General features: G+C 57.6%; 13 protein-coding genes and 1 tRNA gene. 7 read left to right on the top strand and 7 right to left on the bottom strand.

Annotated elements, in window-relative coordinates; translation table 11 throughout:
• Positions 1-42 precede the first annotated feature (42 nt).
• The 6 genes from trxC (at position 43) to C8N42_RS17925 (ending at position 7,400) form a co-directional block, all read left to right on the top strand.
• Positions 43-504, top strand: a complete 462-nt coding sequence (gene trxC / locus C8N42_RS17950; protein ID WP_107817871.1) for a thioredoxin TrxC — start codon at positions 43-45, stop codon at positions 502-504.
• Between the two features lie 69 nt (positions 505-573).
• A tRNA-Ala gene (locus C8N42_RS17945) sits at positions 574-649 on the top strand.
• 160 nt (positions 650-809) lie between these two features.
• Positions 810-1,394, top strand: coding sequence for a recombinase family protein (locus C8N42_RS17940; RefSeq protein ID WP_107817870.1), 585 nt, complete (start codon positions 810-812; stop codon positions 1,392-1,394).
• 432 nt (positions 1,395-1,826) lie between these two features.
• Positions 1,827-5,900, top strand: a complete 4,074-nt coding sequence (locus C8N42_RS17935; protein ID WP_170109362.1) for a HigA family addiction module antitoxin — start codon at positions 1,827-1,829, stop codon at positions 5,898-5,900.
• A 22-nt stretch (positions 5,901-5,922) separates the two neighbouring features.
• Positions 5,923-6,609, top strand: coding sequence for a hypothetical protein (locus C8N42_RS17930; protein WP_107817868.1), 687 nt, complete (start codon positions 5,923-5,925; stop codon positions 6,607-6,609).
• Between the two features lie 158 nt (positions 6,610-6,767).
• The gene (locus C8N42_RS17925) at positions 6,768-7,400 is read left to right on the top strand and encodes a tyrosine-type recombinase/integrase (protein WP_107817867.1); all 633 of its coding nucleotides are present in this window, start codon (positions 6,768-6,770) and stop codon (positions 7,398-7,400) included.
• A 190-nt stretch (positions 7,401-7,590) separates the two neighbouring features.
• Here C8N42_RS17925 and C8N42_RS17920 read toward each other — a convergent pair whose 3' ends face one another.
• From C8N42_RS17920 to C8N42_RS17900, 6 genes are all read right to left on the bottom strand, one after another.
• Positions 7,591-8,883, bottom strand: a complete 1,293-nt coding sequence (locus C8N42_RS17920) for an MBL fold metallo-hydrolase (RefSeq protein WP_170109361.1) — start codon at positions 8,881-8,883, stop codon at positions 7,591-7,593.
• On the bottom strand, positions 8,880-9,074 hold the full coding sequence (locus C8N42_RS21705) for a restriction endonuclease subunit S domain-containing protein (RefSeq protein WP_170109360.1): 195 nt from the start codon (positions 9,072-9,074) through the stop codon (positions 8,880-8,882). Before C8N42_RS21705 ends, C8N42_RS17920 begins: the two co-directional genes overlap by 4 nt.
• A 114-nt stretch (positions 9,075-9,188) precedes the next feature.
• A complete protein-coding gene (locus tag C8N42_RS17915) occupies positions 9,189-11,822 on the bottom strand; it encodes an AAA family ATPase (RefSeq protein WP_107817865.1) in 2,634 nt (877 codons plus the stop codon).
• Positions 11,823-12,165: 343 nt separating this feature from the next.
• Entirely contained in the window at positions 12,166-15,513 is a 3,348-nt protein-coding gene (locus C8N42_RS17910; RefSeq protein WP_107817864.1) for an error-prone DNA polymerase, read from the bottom strand.
• Positions 15,510-16,964, bottom strand: coding sequence for a Y-family DNA polymerase (locus tag C8N42_RS17905; protein ID WP_170109359.1), 1,455 nt, complete (start codon positions 16,962-16,964; stop codon positions 15,510-15,512). The genes C8N42_RS17910 and C8N42_RS17905 overlap by 4 nt, the downstream gene beginning before the upstream one ends.
• Complete coding sequence (locus tag C8N42_RS17900; protein ID WP_107817862.1) at positions 16,879-17,457, bottom strand: ImuA family protein; 579 nt, start codon at positions 17,455-17,457, stop codon at positions 16,879-16,881. The genes C8N42_RS17905 and C8N42_RS17900 overlap by 86 nt, the downstream gene beginning before the upstream one ends.
• A 204-nt stretch (positions 17,458-17,661) precedes the next feature.
• Here C8N42_RS17900 and C8N42_RS17895 point away from each other — a divergent pair, with 204 nt between their 5' ends.
• Positions 17,662-17,946 carry a hypothetical protein gene (locus C8N42_RS17895; protein ID WP_107817861.1) on the top strand — a complete coding sequence of 95 codons (285 nt, stop codon included), beginning with the start codon at positions 17,662-17,664 and terminating at the stop codon, positions 17,944-17,946.
• Between the two features lie 84 nt (positions 17,947-18,030).
• Here C8N42_RS17895 and C8N42_RS21700 read toward each other — a convergent pair.
• Positions 18,031-18,905 (bottom strand): hypothetical protein (locus C8N42_RS21700; RefSeq protein WP_170109358.1); only part of this gene is annotated, 875 nt, incomplete at its 5' end.

The raw sequence follows: 18,905 nt of genomic DNA, 5'->3' as shown, positions 1-18,905 counted from the left end.
GTACATATATTCTTTAACATGAATATGAAGAGGAGGCAGGCCATGGCCGCAACCCTTGAGAAGACCGATGTGAAACTCGCTTGCCCGACCTGCGCTCAGGTCAACCGTGTGCCTGTGGCGAAACTTACCGCCGGGCCGAAATGTGGCACTTGTGGCGAGCCTCTGATGTCCGGCAAAGTCTCTGAACTGGACCCCAAAACGCTGAACGCCCTGTCGAAAAAGGACGATCTTCCGGTGATCGTCGATTTCTGGGCGCCGTGGTGTGGGCCGTGCCGTATGATGGCGCCGGAATTCGCCAAAGCCGCCGAGGCGCTCAAAGGCAAGGCCCGCTTTGCCAAGATCAACACGGAGGACTACCCGACCGTGTCGATGAAGAACGGCATCCGTGGCATCCCCGCGCTGATCCTCTATCAGGGCGGCAAGGAAGTGGCCCGCATCGCCGGCGCTCGCCCGGCCCGTGACATCGTTGCCTTCGTCAAACAGAACGGCAAACTGCCGGCCTGACAGGGGAGGATTTCCCGTGCCGGAGTGCTTGACATCTCGGCACAAAAAGTCCAAATCAACGGCCAGTGTGGGGTTGTAGCTCAGTTGGGAGAGCGCGTCGTTCGCAATGACGAGGTCGTCGGTTCGATCCCGATCAACTCCACCAAAATTCCCAATTGTTGTTGTCATTGGACCATAAGAGTGCATATTTGGAGCATAAACGTGCATCTCAGTGTCAAGAAAATTCTGAGACACAAGATATAGTAGATGTTTCGCAGGTCCAAAACAAACGCGCTCCGTTTTCAGCTCTCTCCGAAAGGTCTCCGATGTCCGAAAGTCGCTATGGCGTGATCTCTGGAGTGCGAAGTGCTAAAGATCGGCAGCTCGCGATTGCACGGCTTGCATCTGAAGGTATTCCGACGGACCGGATTCTTAGGGCCGACCCAGAAGAGCCAAATGCACCGCCCGTCTGGCTTAACGATCTGAGTGCAGACGCGGAACTCATCGCCCCGTCTCTGAGCGACCTCAACCTTTCAACACAAGGCATCGCCGCCACGGTCGAGGCAGCGCGGGAGTTGAGCATTCATATCCGCTGCCTTGATGATGCATTCGACAGCCGAAACGATTGGCAATCCCAAATCGGTACTCTGCTGACCGGCCTCAACCGTCTGGACCGCAAAGGTTTCTCCGACCGCACCAAGATCGCACTGCAAGAAGCCAAAGCCCGAGGCCAACGTCTGGGACGTAAGCCGAGCATGACAGATCTGCGAAAAGCCGTCGCCATTCAAATGATCGAGGCAGGGTACAAAGGGACAAAGATATGGAAAACCCTCGCGGTTCTTGAAGGCCCGCCGATCAGTCAGTCAGCCTATTACCTCTGGCAGAAAACATGGTTGGCTGAGAGGAAATGATCAGACGCGGAGGGCGGAAAGCCGTCATTCGCTGCGTGCGCAAACGTCAACATTATCAAAGCGAAGAGCAGCCATAACCCTCGACGTTGAGGAGCAAGGGTTCGGAGCTGGGCCAACTCGTTTCTCGAGAGACCGCTTTACGGCGGAAGATGGTTGATCCACAGCCGGAGGCGTCGCGGGGTTTGATGCAAGCTTTTGGATAGGGCTCCAAGTGTGCCAGGGCACACGCGGAGGGAATGTGGCGGCCTATGGACTACATATGTGTGGGCCGCCTCAACGCTCTTCTGTGAGGGCACTGAGCCGAATGGCTGAGACAGGCTTCCTGCTCGGTTCACGAGATCACGTTCGGACAGCCAGACTCGCGAAAACGGTCCCACACTTGCAATGTGTATCGTATTGCGCTACACATTACATCAAGATCGGAGGTGGCCAATGAGCAAGCAACAAAACGGGCACCCGGGGCCTTACATTCGGGAAAAGGTGATTCCAAAGGCAGTCTCTGTTTCGGAAGCAGCAAAGACACTCAACGTTGGTCGTCCGGCACTTTCAAACCTTCTGAATGGACACTCGGCATTGTCCCCGGACATGGCGGCTCGGCTTGAACGCGCATTTAACGCCAATGCCGTCGAACTGTTGGCCATGCAAAGTGCTTTCGATTATGAAAACTCGGCGGCGAGCAACGAGTTGGTATCGGCTCGCACCTATGTTCCGCCGTTCCTGAAATTCCGGGCCAATGAAATAGAGCAATGGGCGTCACAACACAATTCGAGAGCTAGGCTCGCAGTCTTTCTGCGAACCCTTGTTCATTCGACCCTCGGCGATGCCGAATTTGTTGATTTTCCAGGGAATGACGATTCCGAACGTCCCGGCTGGGACGGCGAGGTACGCTCCGACAGTGGGAACCCTTGGGTGCCTGTCGGGACTTCCGGGTGGGAGTTTGGAACGAACGCCAAAGTCACACCAAAGGCCAACAAGGACTATGCGAAAAGCGTCGCTGCCGCTCCGGAAGAGATACGAAAGAACACAACCTTCGTGTTTGTCACGCCTCGCCGGTGGTCTGAGAAAACGAATTGGTGCAGGGACAAACAGGACGAAGGTCTCTGGAAGGACGTCCGGGCGTATGATTCTAGTGATCTGGAGCAATGGCTGGAGAACTCTATCGCCGCCCAGGCCTGGCTCGATTCCGAGTTAGGGAGAAGCACGCGCGGGACCAAATCGCTCGACACATGTTGGCGTGAATGGAACGCGGATTGCGATCCTTCGTTCACCGCGTCGATCTTCGACGAAGTGCTCTCAACCCAAAGAGGCAAGATCGTCGACCGTTTGACCAAACACCCAACGAAGCCAATCCGTATCGCGGCAGATTCTCAACAGGAAGGTCTGGCGTTTGTGCATTGCCTTTTGCAGGCAACAGACGAGAAGACCGCTGCGCTTCGGGATCGCTCTGTCGTCTTCACCGAACCCGGAACAATCTCAGCCCTCGCCACGAACGCGCCGACATTCCTACCTGTGATTTGCCGGTCGGATCTAGAAAAAGAACTCTCCCAAACAGGGACTCGACTAGGTGGGATCATCATTTCCCCACGCAACATGGTTCAATTGGATGCTGATGCAACAATCGACCCGTTAAGCTGGAGCGCGTTCGACAAAGCGTTGTCCGACATGGGATTGGGCAGGGACGCGATAGAACGACTCGGCCATGAATCTGGGCACTCATTGACGGTCCTGCGGCGAAGACTGTCTCAGAGTTCTGCCCTGAAGACGCCTGACTGGAGCGAAGATCAGAATCTAGCGACCACGCTGTTTCCGTTGATGTTAGCCGGCGCGTGGAATGCGTCAAACCCTGCCGACCAGTTCATCCTTTGTCACCTTGCCGGCAAGTCCGAATACGCAGAACTGGAGCACGCTTTTTCGGCGCTACTTCAATTGGACGAGGCACCGGTGTGGGCTGTCGGCAGCTTTCGCGGTGTGATCTCGAAGATCGACGCACTCTACGGGGTAACCCGCTGGGTTACCGCCGACAGTTTGAAGCGTTTCGAGGAAGCGACCGAGCTTGTTCTTTCCGAGCGCGATCCGTCCTTGGACTTGCCCGAAAAGGACCGCTGGGCGGCTGGCATCTATGGTAAGACACGAGAAATCTCGGGGGCACTTCGTGATGGAATTGCCGAGAGCCTTGTGCTCATGGCCATCCATGGCGCAAACCTCTCAGCCGCGCGGACTGGCATTTCGTTGGATGCGGTCGCTGCACGTCTGGTGAAGAACCTTCTTCACCCACTCTCCGATGAAAAGCTTGAATCGCACAACTCAGATCTTCCGTTGTACGCCGAAGCTGCTCCCGAGACCTTCTTGGAAATTGTCGAGGAGGATCTCGCAGAAGCCTCACCGAAAGCGCTCGGAATTCTCCGTCCTGCCGAGGCGGGCTTGTTTGGCTCGAATCCTCGCACTGGGCTTTTGTGGGCACTCGAAAACCTGGCCTGGTCGCCGACCTACTTCGCACGAGTGATCGACATACTTGCCAAACTCAGTGAGGTCGAGATCGACGACAATTGGCTGAACAAGCCGATCCACTCCCTTGAGTCGATCTTTAGAAGCTGGATGCCTCAGACCGGCGCCGATGTCGAACAACGCAAAGCGGCCATGTCCCGGTTGGCAAAGTCACACCCACGCGTGGCCTGGACGCTGATTGTCGACCAGATTGCGCTAGGTTCGCGAACGGGTGATTACAATCATAAACCGAGATGGCGTGACTACGCATTTGGATATGGAGAGCCAGTGACCTATGGTGAAAGTTGGAACTTCTCCGAGCATTGTGTTGAGCTTGCTATCAATTGGGAATCCCACGACCGACACACGCTCAACGACCTTGTAACGAACATACTTGGCATCGCACCGAACCAACGGGCGGCGATCTGGGCAAAGGTCGATGAGTGGGCAACGGGCGCAAGCGATGAAGACAAGGCATGGTTCCGTGAGAGAATTCGAGTCTCGTTTCGTCGCACTCAAAAAAGAGTGAAAAACAAAAAAGACGATGCTCCTGACAATGGTGAAAGCGAACAGATAGACGCCGCGCGGCTGTGCTTTGAAACGCTAGAGCCAGAGGACGTCGTTTGGAAACATGCCTGGCTGTTCAAGTCGCCTTGGGTGCAAGAATCCTGGGATGACATCGATGACGGCGCCGATTTTGAGGAAAGGGAGGCCTGGGTCGAAAAGAAGCGGATTGAGGCGTTGAAGGAGATCACGTCACATGCCGGTATCGGTGGCATACTGCGCCTTGCCGCCACTGGAGAGGCCGCATACGTCATCGGGTTCCTCTGCGCGCAACAGACGCCGGATGTCAGCCAACAGGAAGTGTTCCTACGCGCCGTTTTAGCCGACGGTTCCATAGCGGATTCATTGATGCGTCGGGAAGTTGTTTCCGGTTTCCTCGCCGCATCGGAGCGAGACGGTCGAAGTCTGATCAATTCCCTGACGGTTAATTCGGACCCGAGCACGGAAGTGCAACTGCTTTGTCTCGCTCCCTTTTCGCGCGAGATTTGGGAAGCAGTGGCTGAACGGGGCGACGAGGTTTCGCGCGAATATTGGAAGGTTGTCATTCCAAGATGGCAACGACAGACAGAAGCCGATCTAGCCAGAGCCCTTTCGGAACTCCTCGATGCCGGGCGTCCTTTGACGGCCTTCCAATTCGTCCACTTCGATCTAGAACGCGTAGGATCGGATCAGCTGTACAGAATGCTGGAAGAGGCGCCGCGCTCAAACGAGGCGGCCACCCTGGCAAAAAAACTTGATGGTTACGCCATCCGCAAGGCAATTGAAATATTGACCGCGCGGGGCACGATTGGGTCGGAAAAACTCGCGCAGCTGGAGTTCGGTTACCTTGGGGCCTTTCGATATGACCAAGGAAGGGCGGAAAACATTGAACGGCAAGTCAACAGTGATCCGTCCATCTTCTGCGAGGCCATAGCCTTGGCATTCAAAAGCGATGACGCTCCAAAAGGCCAAGAGGTATCACCTGACGACCAGCGCCTCGCCGAAAACGCATACCACCTCCTTGATCTTCTCAAGGGGATTCCTGGACGCAACAAAGAGGGCGAGATTGAAGCTGAATTGCTCGAAGCATGGGTTTCCAAGGCACAGAAGATTTGTGCCGACCTGTCACGCTCGAAGATTGCCGACTACAAGATCGGAGAGCTACTTTCCAACGCTCCCAGCGACGCGGATGGTACATGGCCATGTGAACCCGTGAGAACGGTTCTGGAGCATGTGATGTCGAAGCGCATGGCAGAGGGAATGGTTATTGGGAAATACAACGCACGGGGTGCGCACTTTCGGGGTGAGGGCGGCGCCCAGGAACGCGAGCTGGCGGAACGGTACGAGACCTGGGCGAAGGCGTCCGACTACACGCATCCGAAGGTCGCCGCCATGCTGCGCCAGATGGCTGATCGATACCGTCACGAGGCCGACTGGCAAGACGACGAGGCAAAGATCAGGAAGCGGTTGCGGTACTGATCTCTACCCGAAGTGAAGGGTCATGTATAGCCCCAACCCATACTCCGAATACCTGTCGAAGCGGGAGCAAAAGGCCTTCAAAAAACGCGGAGTACCGACTGGCCGAAAAATCGAGATCATAAAAACGCTTTCGGAAGAAGCTGGTCTCGGGGTGGGATCAATTTTCGACGAATTTTACAATAGCCAGCTGCGAAATGCTATCAGCCACTCGGATTACATTTTAACCGAAAATGGTTTCCGTTGCCGCGGCGGTATCAGTGGAAACAAAGGCTTCGAGATCTCGTTCGAAGAACTTGATCGGATCCTTCTTTCCGCAAAAGCATTCGTTGCTGCTTTTTTCAGCATTGAACAAAGCGCCCGACGTGTATGGGGAGACCAAGCAGGAAGGGCAATTCCCTATGACGCCCACTACAAGGGAATGATGGAAGTGCTTGCAGACCGTGAGGGCCTCATGTGCGGCTTCAGAGTACACTGGCCCAACGGGACCGACTCCACCTATCGACGCACAGAAGATGGGATTGATATGGTGAATTGTATGTTGTCAGCTCCCCACAAGACCGTGGATTTGATGGTGGGTATGTACGCCCGCAACCCAGGCGCCTTCAGCCCGCTCGTCGAGAAGGACGGGCTGCCCGTCTACACGAACAGGGAAGGCAACGTTGCGCCATTGGAATGGCCCGGTGACGGTAGTGGAGATTGGCGTGGATAGGCAGGTGATTGAGAGACGAGTTTGGGCTCGAAGCAGACTTGCGGCGGCGCGGCATGCTTTGTTCGACTTGATCGCCTTTAAGCGTGGCGAGTGTGGTATGATCGGGTGTCGGCATGCTGCCGAGGACGTGGTGGGCGTGGTGGATGGGAGCAACCACTATGCCAACTACAAACCTGCCTGCAATTCGTGCATGTCGCCCAGCTTGGAACAAGGGGCGGATCGTCGGCCAGAAGCGACCGCTTGCACCGAAACACGTCTGGGCGATCCGGGTTCGTCTTGAGATCGCGCAGAAAATCCGAGAGCTGGCGCTATTCAATCTCGCCATCGACAGCAAGTTGCGGGGCTGCGATCTAGTAAAGCTCAAGGTCGCTGACGTCTATGCTGCCGGACAGGTCAAGCACCGCGCTTCAATCGTCCAGAGCAAGACGCGTAAACCGGTCAGCTTCGAGATCACCGAGGGAACGCGAAAGGCTGTCGCGGCTTGGCTCGAGGATCCCTTGATGATCGGATCGGAACATTTGTGGCCTGGCCGCTTCCACGAGCGCCTGCATATTTCGACGAGGCAATACGCTCGCCTGGTGCGTGAATGGGTGAGCTCAATCGGCCTAGAGCCGAGCGCCTATGGCACCCACTCTATGCGGCGCACCAAGGTCGCGCAGATATACCGCAAGACCGGCAACCTACGCGCGGTTCAGCTTTTGTTGGGCCATACGAAAATGGATAGCACGGTGCGCTATCTCGGTGTTGAACTCGAAGATGCGCTGACCATCGCCGAGGCGGTAGAAATCTGAAGGCAAAGGGCCGTCTTAACAGACGGCCCAAAGCCGACCTTGCCCATCAAGTCAAAATGCTGCATTGCGCTCCGCCATTGCGGCCGTTCATGCAGAGCGCAGCATTTTGCCAGCTCAAACGACGGTCTGCGGCCGTTTCGGATAGTCGCTGCACCCCCATTAATGCTCAGTCTATCTCAACACACCCAAATCAACGCTCCAGAAGAATTCGAACTGAATACCCTGACAGCTGATCCACTTGGATCGGTCCAAACGTCCAGAAATCTCGCAGTACTTCTGCATGCGGGTGGCCGTAACTACGGCGTGGCTCAGAGCTGAATACGCTTGTCTTCGGCGCAACAAGTGCTGCAAGGCCGTCGTGCCAATTGACCCTCGCACCATGATGCGCAACCTGAAATACGCTAACGCGTCTTGCGCGGCGCGCATCAAGGTAACTCTCCAAATCTTCCCACTTTGCGGCACTATTCAGGTTCCCATCGCCCGTTAGCAGGATCGCACCTCTCGTTTCATGTTCCTTCCAACAGCCGCAAGCGCCGATAAGTCGGTGATACAAACATTCGCAATTACAGATACTCTGCCCCGCCCAAGGGCCAACTGCACCGCCATAAAGCATCAGACTGACATTGTTCATGGCCGCCCCACGACCAAAGGTCGCCTCATAGAGCGTCCGCAGTTCATCAAGAGCGCTTTGCCGTTTGTCTTCGTTTCCGTTCAGCAGCGATCCTCGATACGATTCCACTTTTAACGCAAACCCGAATGGGTCATCAGGTACTGTAGCGGGATCATTGTAGGGCAGAAATTCCCAAACCCCATGGATGACAATTGTTTTACCAGATCGCAGCATCCGAACGCGATGGTCCAAGTGACCATATGCCCCTTCCAAATCTCCGTACGAAACGGGTTCGCCGGGCCCGGACGGCTTGTCGGGGTCATCTAAGTCTTCGGGCGGTTCGGGGGCTGCTGTCGGTTCCGTCGAGAATGGCGGCCCATCTTCGTTAGAGGGCATAACGAACAGGACCTGTTCAAACCCTTCACCCGCTTCCTGGATGAAGTATCGCACGGGGTCGACATAGAACAACATCTCGGGGTCTTCTGCCCTCAGCCCTTGTTCAAACCCGATCAGCAGCCGGTGCCACAGGGGTGCCCACGGTAGCATTACCGTCTTGGCGCCGATCTTATTCAGCAGTTCAACGACACCGCTGATGTGGTCATTGTGGAAATGCGATAGGTTGAGAAGGTCGATTTTCTCACCTTGGCAATCACGTTTCAGATCGTCGATCGCGTTGGTGACCAGCCGCTTTCCCGAACTGGAACCACAGTCATAGACCCAGCGATATGGCCCCACTGGAGCCGGCCTGGGCGGTCCGCCAGTATCTACAATTCGGCGGGGTCGTCGTGCGGGAGGCCAGAACTCTACCGAACCGGTGACAAACAAGCCTTGCCCGACTGGAAAGAACCGATGAACCGCGCAAATTTTGGTCATGCGTTGACTGCTTTTACAGCAAGCTCCATGGCCTCGTGCAGCGCGGAGTCGAGGAGTTTGCTGCGGGTAATGGCGGTGAAGTTGGCCTCCGGCTGATCGCATAGGGCCATCAGAGCATCGAGCTTGGTCGTGATGCAGTGTTGTTCGGCGAGGGGCTGGAGGGGGCCATACTGCCTTGTCGCCTGTTTCATAGCTCGACTCTCCTTCAAGTGCGTTGGTACTAGTTGATTGTTTAGTAAGATGTATTGATATCAAAGGCAAAGCGAACGGCATTCAGAAAGAGCCATGACGTAGTTACTATTTCGTCAAGAAACGCGCTTCATCTTGGTGCGCAAACCTTCAGACCAGTCCTTCAACGACTTGATGTCGGCCATGACTTCGGATGGCTCCGGTGGCTCGGGATCATGGCCGCGGGAAGGATCATGCGCATCGACGAAGTCACAGCACTTTTTGAATCCATTTTGGAAAGTTTGGACATCTCCCTCTTCCAGGGCTGTTACACGCTTCAAATCCTTGGTGTTTATGTAATCTCGGTGACGCACCACGACATTGGCAAATACGATGTCTTCTAGCGCCCGTTCCCAAGTCGCCCGCAATCGACTGTAGAGCGAAGATACTGCCGTTTTGTAGCCCTCGTCGTTGTTCTCCTCGAACAAGCGCTTTGCAGCGCGGGCTTCTTTTTCAATTTTGTCAATCCGATCTGGAATACTAGAGGCCGTCCACGGCAAATCCTTGTTCACGATGCCAACGACATCCTGTCCGCGCGAGAGATGCGCCAGCGCAGTCGGCGTATTTCGCTCCGAAGCCAATTGCGCCAGATCGTTTACGAATATCATGTCATGCGTGAACACGATAACCTGCCGCACGCCGGCTTCCTTTGCCAGGCGCTTGGCGACTTTTGAGCGCCAGCGATGATCGAGTGATGAGACCGGATCATCGAACACAAGCGCCGATGTATGCGATGCATTGGCTAGTTCGGTGAGGTATGAGGCCAACGCCACACAGGTCTGCTCGCCCTCACTGAGCACATCATGGACCTTGGCCTTGGGGTTGGCATAGAGCTTTACCTCGTATTGCGGTGAACCGAATTTGCCTCCCGAGCGCACGACCTCAACCCGTACGCGATTGCCAGCCAGCGCGACGATCTCTTGTTGGAACCGATCGCGCATACGCGGCGTGATCAAGTTGTCGGCGATTTCGTTCCCGAGCCGCGTGATCGCCGTGGTGGCAGTGTCGCGCAAGCAGTCTTCAATGCGCTTTAGCTCTGAGAGCCTCGCGATCTCTGTTTTTGCGATATCCAGAAGCTCGTGACTTTGTTTCCGATCCTGCAGATTGGCCTGTTCGTTGAGTACGGCTTCTCGTGCTTCGCCCCCGGATGCGTCATTGAGAGAAGCCGCATAGGCGCGGGTATGCGCGGCTTCCGTGTTTACGGGCTCCGCGACGGATTCAGGCAAAGCCAACGGAGTCGGAACATCTTCGCCGGAGAGCCGCGCAAGCGTTTGCACCTGCACACGCCGCGTAAGCGCGATGAAGCGCAGTACTTGCCTTGCGAGCGCGAAGTTGCCGGCTTTCAAACTCCGATAGGCCGCAGAGACTTTGTTTACGTGAACGACCACAGCGCGGAATTTTTGCTCTGCTTCCTTGAAGACACGCTCGGCCTCTGCCGCTTTGGTTTCAGTGTCCTCCTTGATGAAGTCCTCAAAGCCAAGCATCCGCGCGGCAGTGGGCTCGTCGATCTCCTGATGGCACAGAACGCAGATATCTCCTGACGATGGTGGAAACGCTGTACCGGCGCTCTTCGCCACTTGCGAATATGCTCTGGCGGATTCCCAGAGAGTCCGCCAGACGGTTTCACCAACGCCCTCAAGCGCCAATCCGGAAAATGCATCATGCGCTGCCGTGTTGGCGGCCATGCGCATGTCGTCAGCACCTTTTTTCGTCGCATGAAGCGCCTGAATGGCCTCGCTATTCAACGCCTGCTCGATCCGCTTCAAATAGGATTCCAGTTGATCGAGCTGAGCCGCGTAGTCGCGCTGCGCTTGCGCCGCCACGGCGGGGTCTTGAGCGAGATCGGCCTGAAGCTTGATAAGGCGCGCTTCGTCCGCATCCGAAAAGGCTGTCTTGGGCGTTAGGGCAGCGATGTCGGTATCATGACGAAGCGAAGACAGGGCTTTGCCGAGGGCAGAGCGGCTTGACCAGATCGGATTGACGAAAACAGAGTTACGCTTTTGCTCTAGTGTTTCTTTCTCGGTTGTCAGGCGTGCCTTAATTTCCTGACAGACACCGGCGAGGTCATCCGGAATATCAAGGCCGAAGGGGCGAAACCAAACCTCGTTCTTCTTCTGAACATGTACCGAAGCCGCATCCCGGTCGAAGACCGTGATGGCGGAAAGCATCTCTGCGGCCTCGCCCTCATCTTCCCATGCGACCGTTTCCGCTGCGCCGCTGGTACGGGTTATTTTCAGATCGGCCTTTGCTGTGCGCGTCGGTGAAACGCTGTAAACATCAGGTATGATCTCGCCAGCATGTCGTGAGCGACAAGCCTTTTTGAGAATCCGCGTATAGCCAGATTTTCCGGTGCCGTTCTGCCCGTAAACTATGGTCAGTCCGGACTCTTCGAAGTTCAGGGTCTGGCCGGTTGCGAGCTGGTTGACACCAGATACATTTGCGATGCCGGACAGGGAAATCGACTCGCCGGCACCAGGATCAACCGGCAAATGGTCCTTCGAGAGTGGCTTGGCTGCCAGCGTCACGGTCTGATCGCCATGCTCTTTCTTGCAAAGTGCCAATAATTCCTCGAACGCCTCTTCGTCCGGATAGCCGTTCAGGACAATGCGGCGCAGCGCATCGCGTTGCCATAGCGGGCGGCTCTTCGACCACGCCAGAATTCGTTGAGGGACAGTATCGTCGCTTTTCTCAATACTTGCACTGTCCGACATCACCGTATTGCCCTCTCTCGCAAAACATACTTATCAAAATCAGAAGGCTACAAGTGCCGTGTCAATGACGGAAGCCTATTCCTTAGTTAGCTGTTGAAAATGTCAAAGGCGCAAGAAGCCTTTGCGTGCGGATGTATGCGCGACGCCGATGTCAGCTAACGTTCGAGGCAGTTCGATAGCTTGCGAGTGCTGCGAACGGCCGCTCTCCGCCCTTTCAGAAGTTCTAATGTCTGCGGCGTAGAATGAGCACTTACGGCGAACGGTAAGGAAATCAGTGGCGCGGTCCTTGGTCAACCGAGTGATGCTGGATGATGTCAGGTTTGGGCCGCTTCCCCATCCACTCTCAATGGAAATCCCGGCTTGGAAACAACCGCTTGGCCTGCTCCCTGGGGTGACGCGCACGGGATGGGTAGCGTGGGGGGCGGGGGGCGTCGTCGGCTTGTGGCTGGGTGATGCCGATGGCGTCGTCGAGCGGATGGCCCAGCTCTGAGAGCTTGTGCGACAGGTCTTCGATGTGATCGGCGATGAGGTGGACGACGATGCCTTCGCGCTCCAGCCGACCGGTGACACGCAAGAGACGCCCGCCCATGACGATGCGGCGGAAACGCTCGTAGACCTTGGGCCAGACCACCACGTTGGAGACGCCGGTTTCGTCTTCGAGCGTCAGGAAGATCACGCCCGACGCCGTGCCGGGGCGTTGCCGGGTGATGACGAGACCGCAGACGGTGGTGCGGATGAGGGGCGCTGTTGGCAGGCGGTCGTGCGGCGTCAGGTTTGGGAGCGAGGGGCGCAAAAGCTCCATCGGATGGGCGCGAAGCGTCAGGCGCAAGGCGACGTAATCCTCCACGACTTCCTCGCCCAGATGCATGTTGGGCAGGATGACTTCGGGTTCACGAATGCCCTCACCATCGAGCGGATCAGAAAACAACGGCAGCGGCTTCGGGGCCCGGATCGCGCGGACCTGCCACAGGGCATCGCGGCGCGTTAGTCCCATGCCCATAAAGGCGTCGGCTTCTGCCAGCCGTTCGAGCACATGCGGTGCGACGCCTGCGCGGAGCCAAACACTTTCCGGGTCTTGGTAGCCGTTGCCACGCGCTGCTGTGATCCAACCGGCGTCCTCTTCGCGAAAGCCTTTGATTTGGCGAAACCCGAGGCGCAGCGCCAGCGCCCCGTCGGCCCGACGCTCCAACAGGTTGTCCCACTCGGAATGGTTCACGCAGACGGGGCGCACCTCGACGCCATGTTCGCGGACATCCCGCACGATCTGCGCCGGGGCGTAGAACCCCATTGGCTGGGAATTCAGCAAAGCGCAGGCGAACACAGCTGGGTGATGGCATTTGAGCCAGGACGACACATAGGTCAGCATGGCAAAGGCCGCCGCGTGGCTTTCGGGAAAGCCGTAATCCGCGAAGCCTTCGATCTGGCCGAAACAGGCCTCCGCGATCTCTTGGCTGTAGCCATTCCCCATCATGCCGCGCACAAACCGGTCGCGGTGCTCGCCGATGGTGCCCATGCGCCGGAAGGAGGCCAGCGAGCGCCGTAGCTTGTCGGCCTCTTCCGCCGAATAGCCCGCGCCGACGACGGCGATCTGCATGGCTTGTTCCTGAAATAGCGGCACGCCAAGCGTTTTGCGCGTGACCTCTTCGAGCGCAGGACCAAAGGGTTCGGGGGCCTCCAATCCCTGCCGCCGTCGAATGTAGGGTTTGACCATGCCGCCCTGAATGGGACCGGGGCGGACGATTGCGACCTCGATCACCAGATCGTAAAACGTGGCGGGTTTCATGCGCGGCAGAAAGTTCATCTGCGCCCGGCTTTCGACCTGAAACACCCCCACCGCATCGGCGCGTTGCAACATCTCATAGGTTGTGCGGTCCTCTTGCGGCACGGTGTCGAGGGTGAGGCGCGTCTTCTCATGCGCATCCAAAAGATCGAAGCTTTTGCGCAGGCAGGTCAGCATCCCGAGGCTCAGAATATCGACCTTGAGAATGCCCAAAGCGTCGATGTCGTCCTTGTCCCATTCGATCACCGTGCGGTTTTCCATCGCCGCATTCTCGATGGGGCAAAGCTCGTCGAGACGCCCGCGCGTGATGATGAAGCCGCCGACATGTTGTGAGAGGTGGCGCGGAAATCCAATGATCTCGCCGATGAGGTCTATGGTCTGCGCCAGCCGCCGGTCCTTGGGATTGAGGCCCAGTTCTATCGCCCGCTCCATATCCGCGCCGGAATTGGTCAGCCCCCAGATGTCGCCCGACAGTCGCGCGGTGAGGTCTTGGGACAATCCCATAACCTTGCCCACCTCGCGGATCGCGGCGCGGGTGCGGAAATGGATCACGGTCGCACAAAGCCCGGCGCGGTGGCGACCGTATTTCTCATAGATCCACTGGATCACTTCCTCGCGGCGCTCGTGTTCGAAATCCACGTCGATGTCGGGCGGCTCGCCGCGGTGCCGGGAGATGAAGCGTTCGAACACCATGCCGATCATGTCGGGCGACACATCGGTGATACCGAGAAGGTAGCAGAGGATGGAATTGGCCGCCGAACCGCGCCCCTGGCAAAGAATGCCGCGCGACCGCGCTTCTTGCACGATGTCATGCACGGTGAGGAAATAGGGCGCGTAGTTGAGTTCGCCGATCAGGGACAGCTCCTTGTGCATCAACTGATGTACGCGCTCGGTCGCGCCCTCCGGATAACGGCGGCGCAGCCCCTCGCGCGCCAGCCGGTCCAACCGGTCCTGCGGCGCTTCGCCCTCCGACATCTCATCGGGGTATTCGTAACTGAGTTCCGAGAGATCAAAGCCACAGCGCGCGGCGATCTCCAAGGTGCGTTTGAGCGCCGCCGGGTGGTTGCGATAGAGCCGCGCCATGTCGGCGGCGCCCTTCAGACGGCGTTCGGCATTGGGCAGGGCCTTGGTGCCGATCCGGTCGATGGTCAGCCCCTCGCGCAGACAGGTCAGCACGTCCGCGAGCCTGCGCCGCCGTCCGTGATGCATGAGCACATCGCCCACCGCGACCATCGGGGTCGAGCACCGCAGCGCCAGTGCGGCACAGGCGTCGAACCATCTCTGATCGGAGCCATCATAGCGCGGGGCGGCGCCGAGAAAGACGTAGCCGGGGTAACGGCGTTGTAAGCGCTGAAGGGCGGGTTGAGCACGCGTTAGGTCCTTCGGGGGCAAGGCAATGAGGATCATCCCCTGACAGTCTGTCTCAAGATCGCTCAGATCAAGATGGCATTCGGCTTTTTCCGCCCGCCGCTTGCCCAAGGTCAAAAGCCGCGACAGCCGGTGATAGGCCGCACGGTCGGTAGGCAGTGCGAGCCATTCGACAGGGCAATCGCGCAGGACGAGGCGGCTGCCGACGATGAGCTTCGGCAGCTTTGGAGTCAGCGGAACAGGGAAGTCTTGCGGCGCCCCAATCTCTTGTCGCGAACAAGGATCGACCTGATGCGAGGAGCGCACGCGAAGCTGTGCGGCGACCTCTTCGCGGAGTGTCTTGAGCGCCGAATAAGCCCGCACAACGCCCGCAAGCGTGTTGCGGTCGGTGATCGCGATGGCCTCTAACCCCAGCTCTGCGGCACGCAGCATCAGCTCCTCGGGATGCGAAGCGCCTGTAAGGAAGGTAAAGTTCGAGGTGACGCACAGCTCGGCGTAGGAGGTGGGCTGGGGTGGAGTATTTTCGGCACAAAGGAAACTCATGCGAATTCTCCTTGTACGAACCAGCCGGGGTTTTGCGGCGTGTGATAAAGCCAAAGGCGGCGTCCCTCGCGAGTTTCGATCCGCCAATAGTCGCGTACCCCCGAGCGCCATGCGTCATTCGGCAGCCACCATTCCGGCGCGATGCGTTCGGGGCCGGTGGCGCGCCCGGTGGTAAGCGACATGCGGCGCCAACGAAACCGCGCGGGAGGCTCGGCGCTATGACCGGCAATCGGTTCGGGCGAAAACAGGCGCAGGGGACGCGGGCGCAGGCAGGACCATGCGCTGTCGGGCGTACTGAAGGCGGCGGGCGCGATGGCAAAGCTGCGCTCCGGGATGTGGCTGTCGGCGGGGAGGAAACGTTGAATGTTTTCCAGCCCGATGCGCGTGCCGATCCGGGTGATCAGGTCGTTGAGCTGATCGGGGGAGGTTTGTGCATTGCCGATCTGCTGCACGGGGAGCGGTTCGACCTGTGTGGCTTCCAGCCGAATCTGATCGATGCCAAAGCCCGCATCCACCTCGCTCACCCCGCGCTCGAACAAAGGCAAAATCCGCTGCGGATCGCGCATCGGCGCGGCAAGGCGCAGCTCGACCTGTTGACTGCCCTGATCGACTCGGCGCAGGGTCAGAGTGAGGCGACGCGCGCCCATTTCATGGCGGTTGAGCGTGTCACAGAGCGGGGAGAGAAGCCGGGCGGTGAGGCCCATCACATCTTCGGTCAGGCCGACGGGCTCCGGTAGACTCATGCGGGTCGCAAAGCTTGGCGGTTCGCTTTCGGGCGTGACGGGTTCGGGGATGTGACCCATGGCTTGATCGAGGCGCAGTAGCAGGTCAGGGCCGAAGCGACGGGTCAGCGGCGCACGGGCGACGTCCGCCAGATCGCCAATGCTGCGCAGGCCGAGGCGTTGCAAGGCAGTCACCATCGTTTCATCAAGACGCAGCGCGGTTACTGGAAGATCGGTGAGGGCTTCCTCTCTCGTTCCAAAGTGCGCAAAGGCCCAAGCCGCGCCACGGGTCCCCGCGCATCCCAAACGGAGCGTCAGTCCCGCCCGCATCGCGCGATCTTGAATATCCGCCAGCATCTCCGCTTCCCCGCCCCAAAGATGCGTCGATCCGGTGACATCCAGCACCAAGCCATCTTCGCCATCACGCCCCACCCAAGGGCAATAGCGCGTCGCCCAACGGCGCAGCATGGCGAGGAACCGGGCATCGAGATCGGGGCGCGCGGGTTGGCTGATCAGGTCGGGACAAAAGGCGCGGGCGTCGGCAAAGCTCATGCCGCGCGTCAGGCCCAAGCCTTCGGCGGTCTCGTTCAGACAATAAATCCGTTCGGTGTTGTTCGACTTGAGCGTGATCGCGAAGGGGCCATCAACCAGACGTGCGCGCAGAACCCGGTCGCTCGCCAACCGGGGAAACCACATGCACACGACGCGTTTTTTGATCCCATCGAACATTCCAGGCACCACATGTTCCCGATTTGTTCTTTTTAATTTCCCATCGCATCAGAGTCGAGTCCTCGCTTTGTGTGTCAAAGATCGGCGCGGCATGCCAACGGGTCTCGGCGGCGTTCGACCCCATGCCTTCGGGAATGATGCAAAGCCCCGTGGAGCCGCCTGCCTTGGCCGCGAGTTGCAACCGCCGCCCCTCGCGTAGGTTTAGCGGACGGGTGATTTCGATGACGACAAAGGGGAGCGCACCGTCTTTTAGCACCTCTTCGGCGACGGCGAGCGCATCGGTTTGATCCTTGGGGCGGGCCAGCAACAGGCGCGCTGGATCGAAGATCGGCAAAAGCCCCTGAGGCGTGATCGTGTCAGAGTGCCAGCTTTCTCTGATCCAGAGGCACGCGCCTGCCGCAGCCATGGCGGCGAAGCTCATGGAACTGGGACCATAGACCTCATGCACCCGCGCGCGGCGCAGGGGGAAGATGGTGTGAATATCGACTCGCATGAATGGAACGTAATGGGAACATCTGCATTCGGCAATTGGGCCTAAGTTGGGAGGCGATGTCCGGCATGACGCTCAGCGTCAAACAGGGATGACACATTCCGGCACACATGGTACGCAGACACATGACTTAGATTTTCCATCTCGCTCGCACGCCAACACGGACTTCTCCGTGACCAGTGTCGTGCGCCGATGAAAGGAAAATCTATGGATCGTTCTAAACTTCCGCCACTCCAAGGCCGTCGTTTCGACGTTGAGACACTGCAATACGACGCGTTGAAATTGGCGCGACAGGCCGACAAGGGGCCGACGTTTTTGCGTCATCATGGCAGGATTGCCTATGTCGTCATGACAGAAGACATCTTCGACCAACTCTGGCCCGATCCGCGCAGAGCGTGGAGCGTTGATGAAATGCCGCTGCACATTCTCCAGCTCTTGGAGCAGGGCTTGCAGGACGCGTTGTCCTCGACAGGGGAAGATTCAGATACTTAAGAAACATATCAATGAGGCGCTGGCTATGGATCGTTAGCGCCTCAATGCCTCGCGTCCACAGGGAGACATTCAGACCTGTCTGCATCACTCCTCTTCAACGGAAATATGCCGTTCTTGCTCAAGAAGCGGGCCTACGCCCCGGATATGTGGGTTTCGCCAACTGATGCCACCCGCCCGGTTGCGCATAAAATGTCCCTGTACCCAATGTGCTCTGCGTTTGGAGCGTTCCCCTTCGTTTGCTTTGCTCTCACTGTAAGTCGCTTCAAGCTGACGTTTTCCAAGCTCGCCTAGACTGACCTTGATAATGGATTTATTGGGTAGTGCTCGACCTGACTTTTGTGCCCTTCGCCTCTCTGCGCGCGGATAGGCTGGCACTTCCTCTTTTTCCAGCATGGCCTTGTGCTCGAACAGGATTGACATGCCAACAGCCATTGCCAGGAAACCGAAGCAGAGACGCTTTTCCTGTTTAATGGCAGCTTCTTCGGTAACGCCATCCCCATTCGCCTGAGCCAGAGCAAATGTCGGCGAATGCAAGATATCTACCGACGCTCCTCGTGATCTGAAGATCAGCAGGTTTGGAAACAAGCCATCTTTGTTTACATGATAAATTTGAGTATAAAGCGTATCCTCATCTTGGGTGATCAGCGCGGCAGGCCAATCGCCCACTTTCGGTTCTGGCACGGTCAGCAACATCGCAGGAAACGGCAGGCGGACGGAGCTGAACATGCTGTCGAGACCGTCCCTTTGCATTTGAGCCGAAAGGTTGCCCAGCATCATCTCGGCGCTTTCATCAATCTGGTAGACCTGCGCAATATCGAATATCTCACGTTGTCTCTGCCCATGAAATTCAAGGGATTCGAGTAAATCGGGAGCGAGTGAAGCCCGATCAATGCTTTTTAAATGGAGCAGAATATTCGGATATAGATCATAGAAATGAAGCAAGTTGGCGAGCATTTTTC

Origin of the sequence: Celeribacter persicus, assembly GCF_003050785.1 — a bacterium.
In the GTDB taxonomy this organism is placed as follows: domain Bacteria; phylum Pseudomonadota; class Alphaproteobacteria; order Rhodobacterales; family Rhodobacteraceae; genus Celeribacter; species Celeribacter persicus.
The sequence above is the reverse complement of the archived record's forward strand: the minus strand, read 5'-3'. Positions and strand labels throughout refer to the sequence as shown.

Coding starts and splice junctions, on each gene's coding strand:
- trxC (WP_107817871.1), top strand. CDS start 43: ATGGCCGCAACCCTTGAGAAGACCGATGTGAAACTCGCTTGCCCGACC.
- C8N42_RS17940 (WP_107817870.1), top strand. CDS start 810: ATGTCCGAAAGTCGCTATGGCGTGATCTCTGGAGTGCGAAGTGCTAAA.
- C8N42_RS17935 (WP_170109362.1), top strand. CDS start 1,827: ATGAGCAAGCAACAAAACGGGCACCCGGGGCCTTACATTCGGGAAAAG.
- C8N42_RS17930 (WP_107817868.1), top strand. CDS start 5,923: ATGTATAGCCCCAACCCATACTCCGAATACCTGTCGAAGCGGGAGCAA.
- C8N42_RS17925 (WP_107817867.1), top strand. CDS start 6,768: ATGCCAACTACAAACCTGCCTGCAATTCGTGCATGTCGCCCAGCTTGG.
- C8N42_RS17920 (WP_170109361.1), bottom strand. CDS start 8,883: ATGACCAAAATTTGCGCGGTTCATCGGTTCTTTCCAGTCGGGCAAGGC.
- C8N42_RS21705 (WP_170109360.1), bottom strand. CDS start 9,074: ATGAAACAGGCGACAAGGCAGTATGGCCCCCTCCAGCCCCTCGCCGAA.
- C8N42_RS17915 (WP_107817865.1), bottom strand. CDS start 11,822: ATGTCGGACAGTGCAAGTATTGAGAAAAGCGACGATACTGTCCCTCAA.
- C8N42_RS17910 (WP_107817864.1), bottom strand. CDS start 15,513: ATGAGTTTCCTTTGTGCCGAAAATACTCCACCCCAGCCCACCTCCTAC.
- C8N42_RS17905 (WP_170109359.1), bottom strand. CDS start 16,964: ATGTTCGATGGGATCAAAAAACGCGTCGTGTGCATGTGGTTTCCCCGG.
- C8N42_RS17900 (WP_107817862.1), bottom strand. CDS start 17,457: ATGCGAGTCGATATTCACACCATCTTCCCCCTGCGCCGCGCGCGGGTG.
- C8N42_RS17895 (WP_107817861.1), top strand. CDS start 17,662: ATGGATCGTTCTAAACTTCCGCCACTCCAAGGCCGTCGTTTCGACGTT.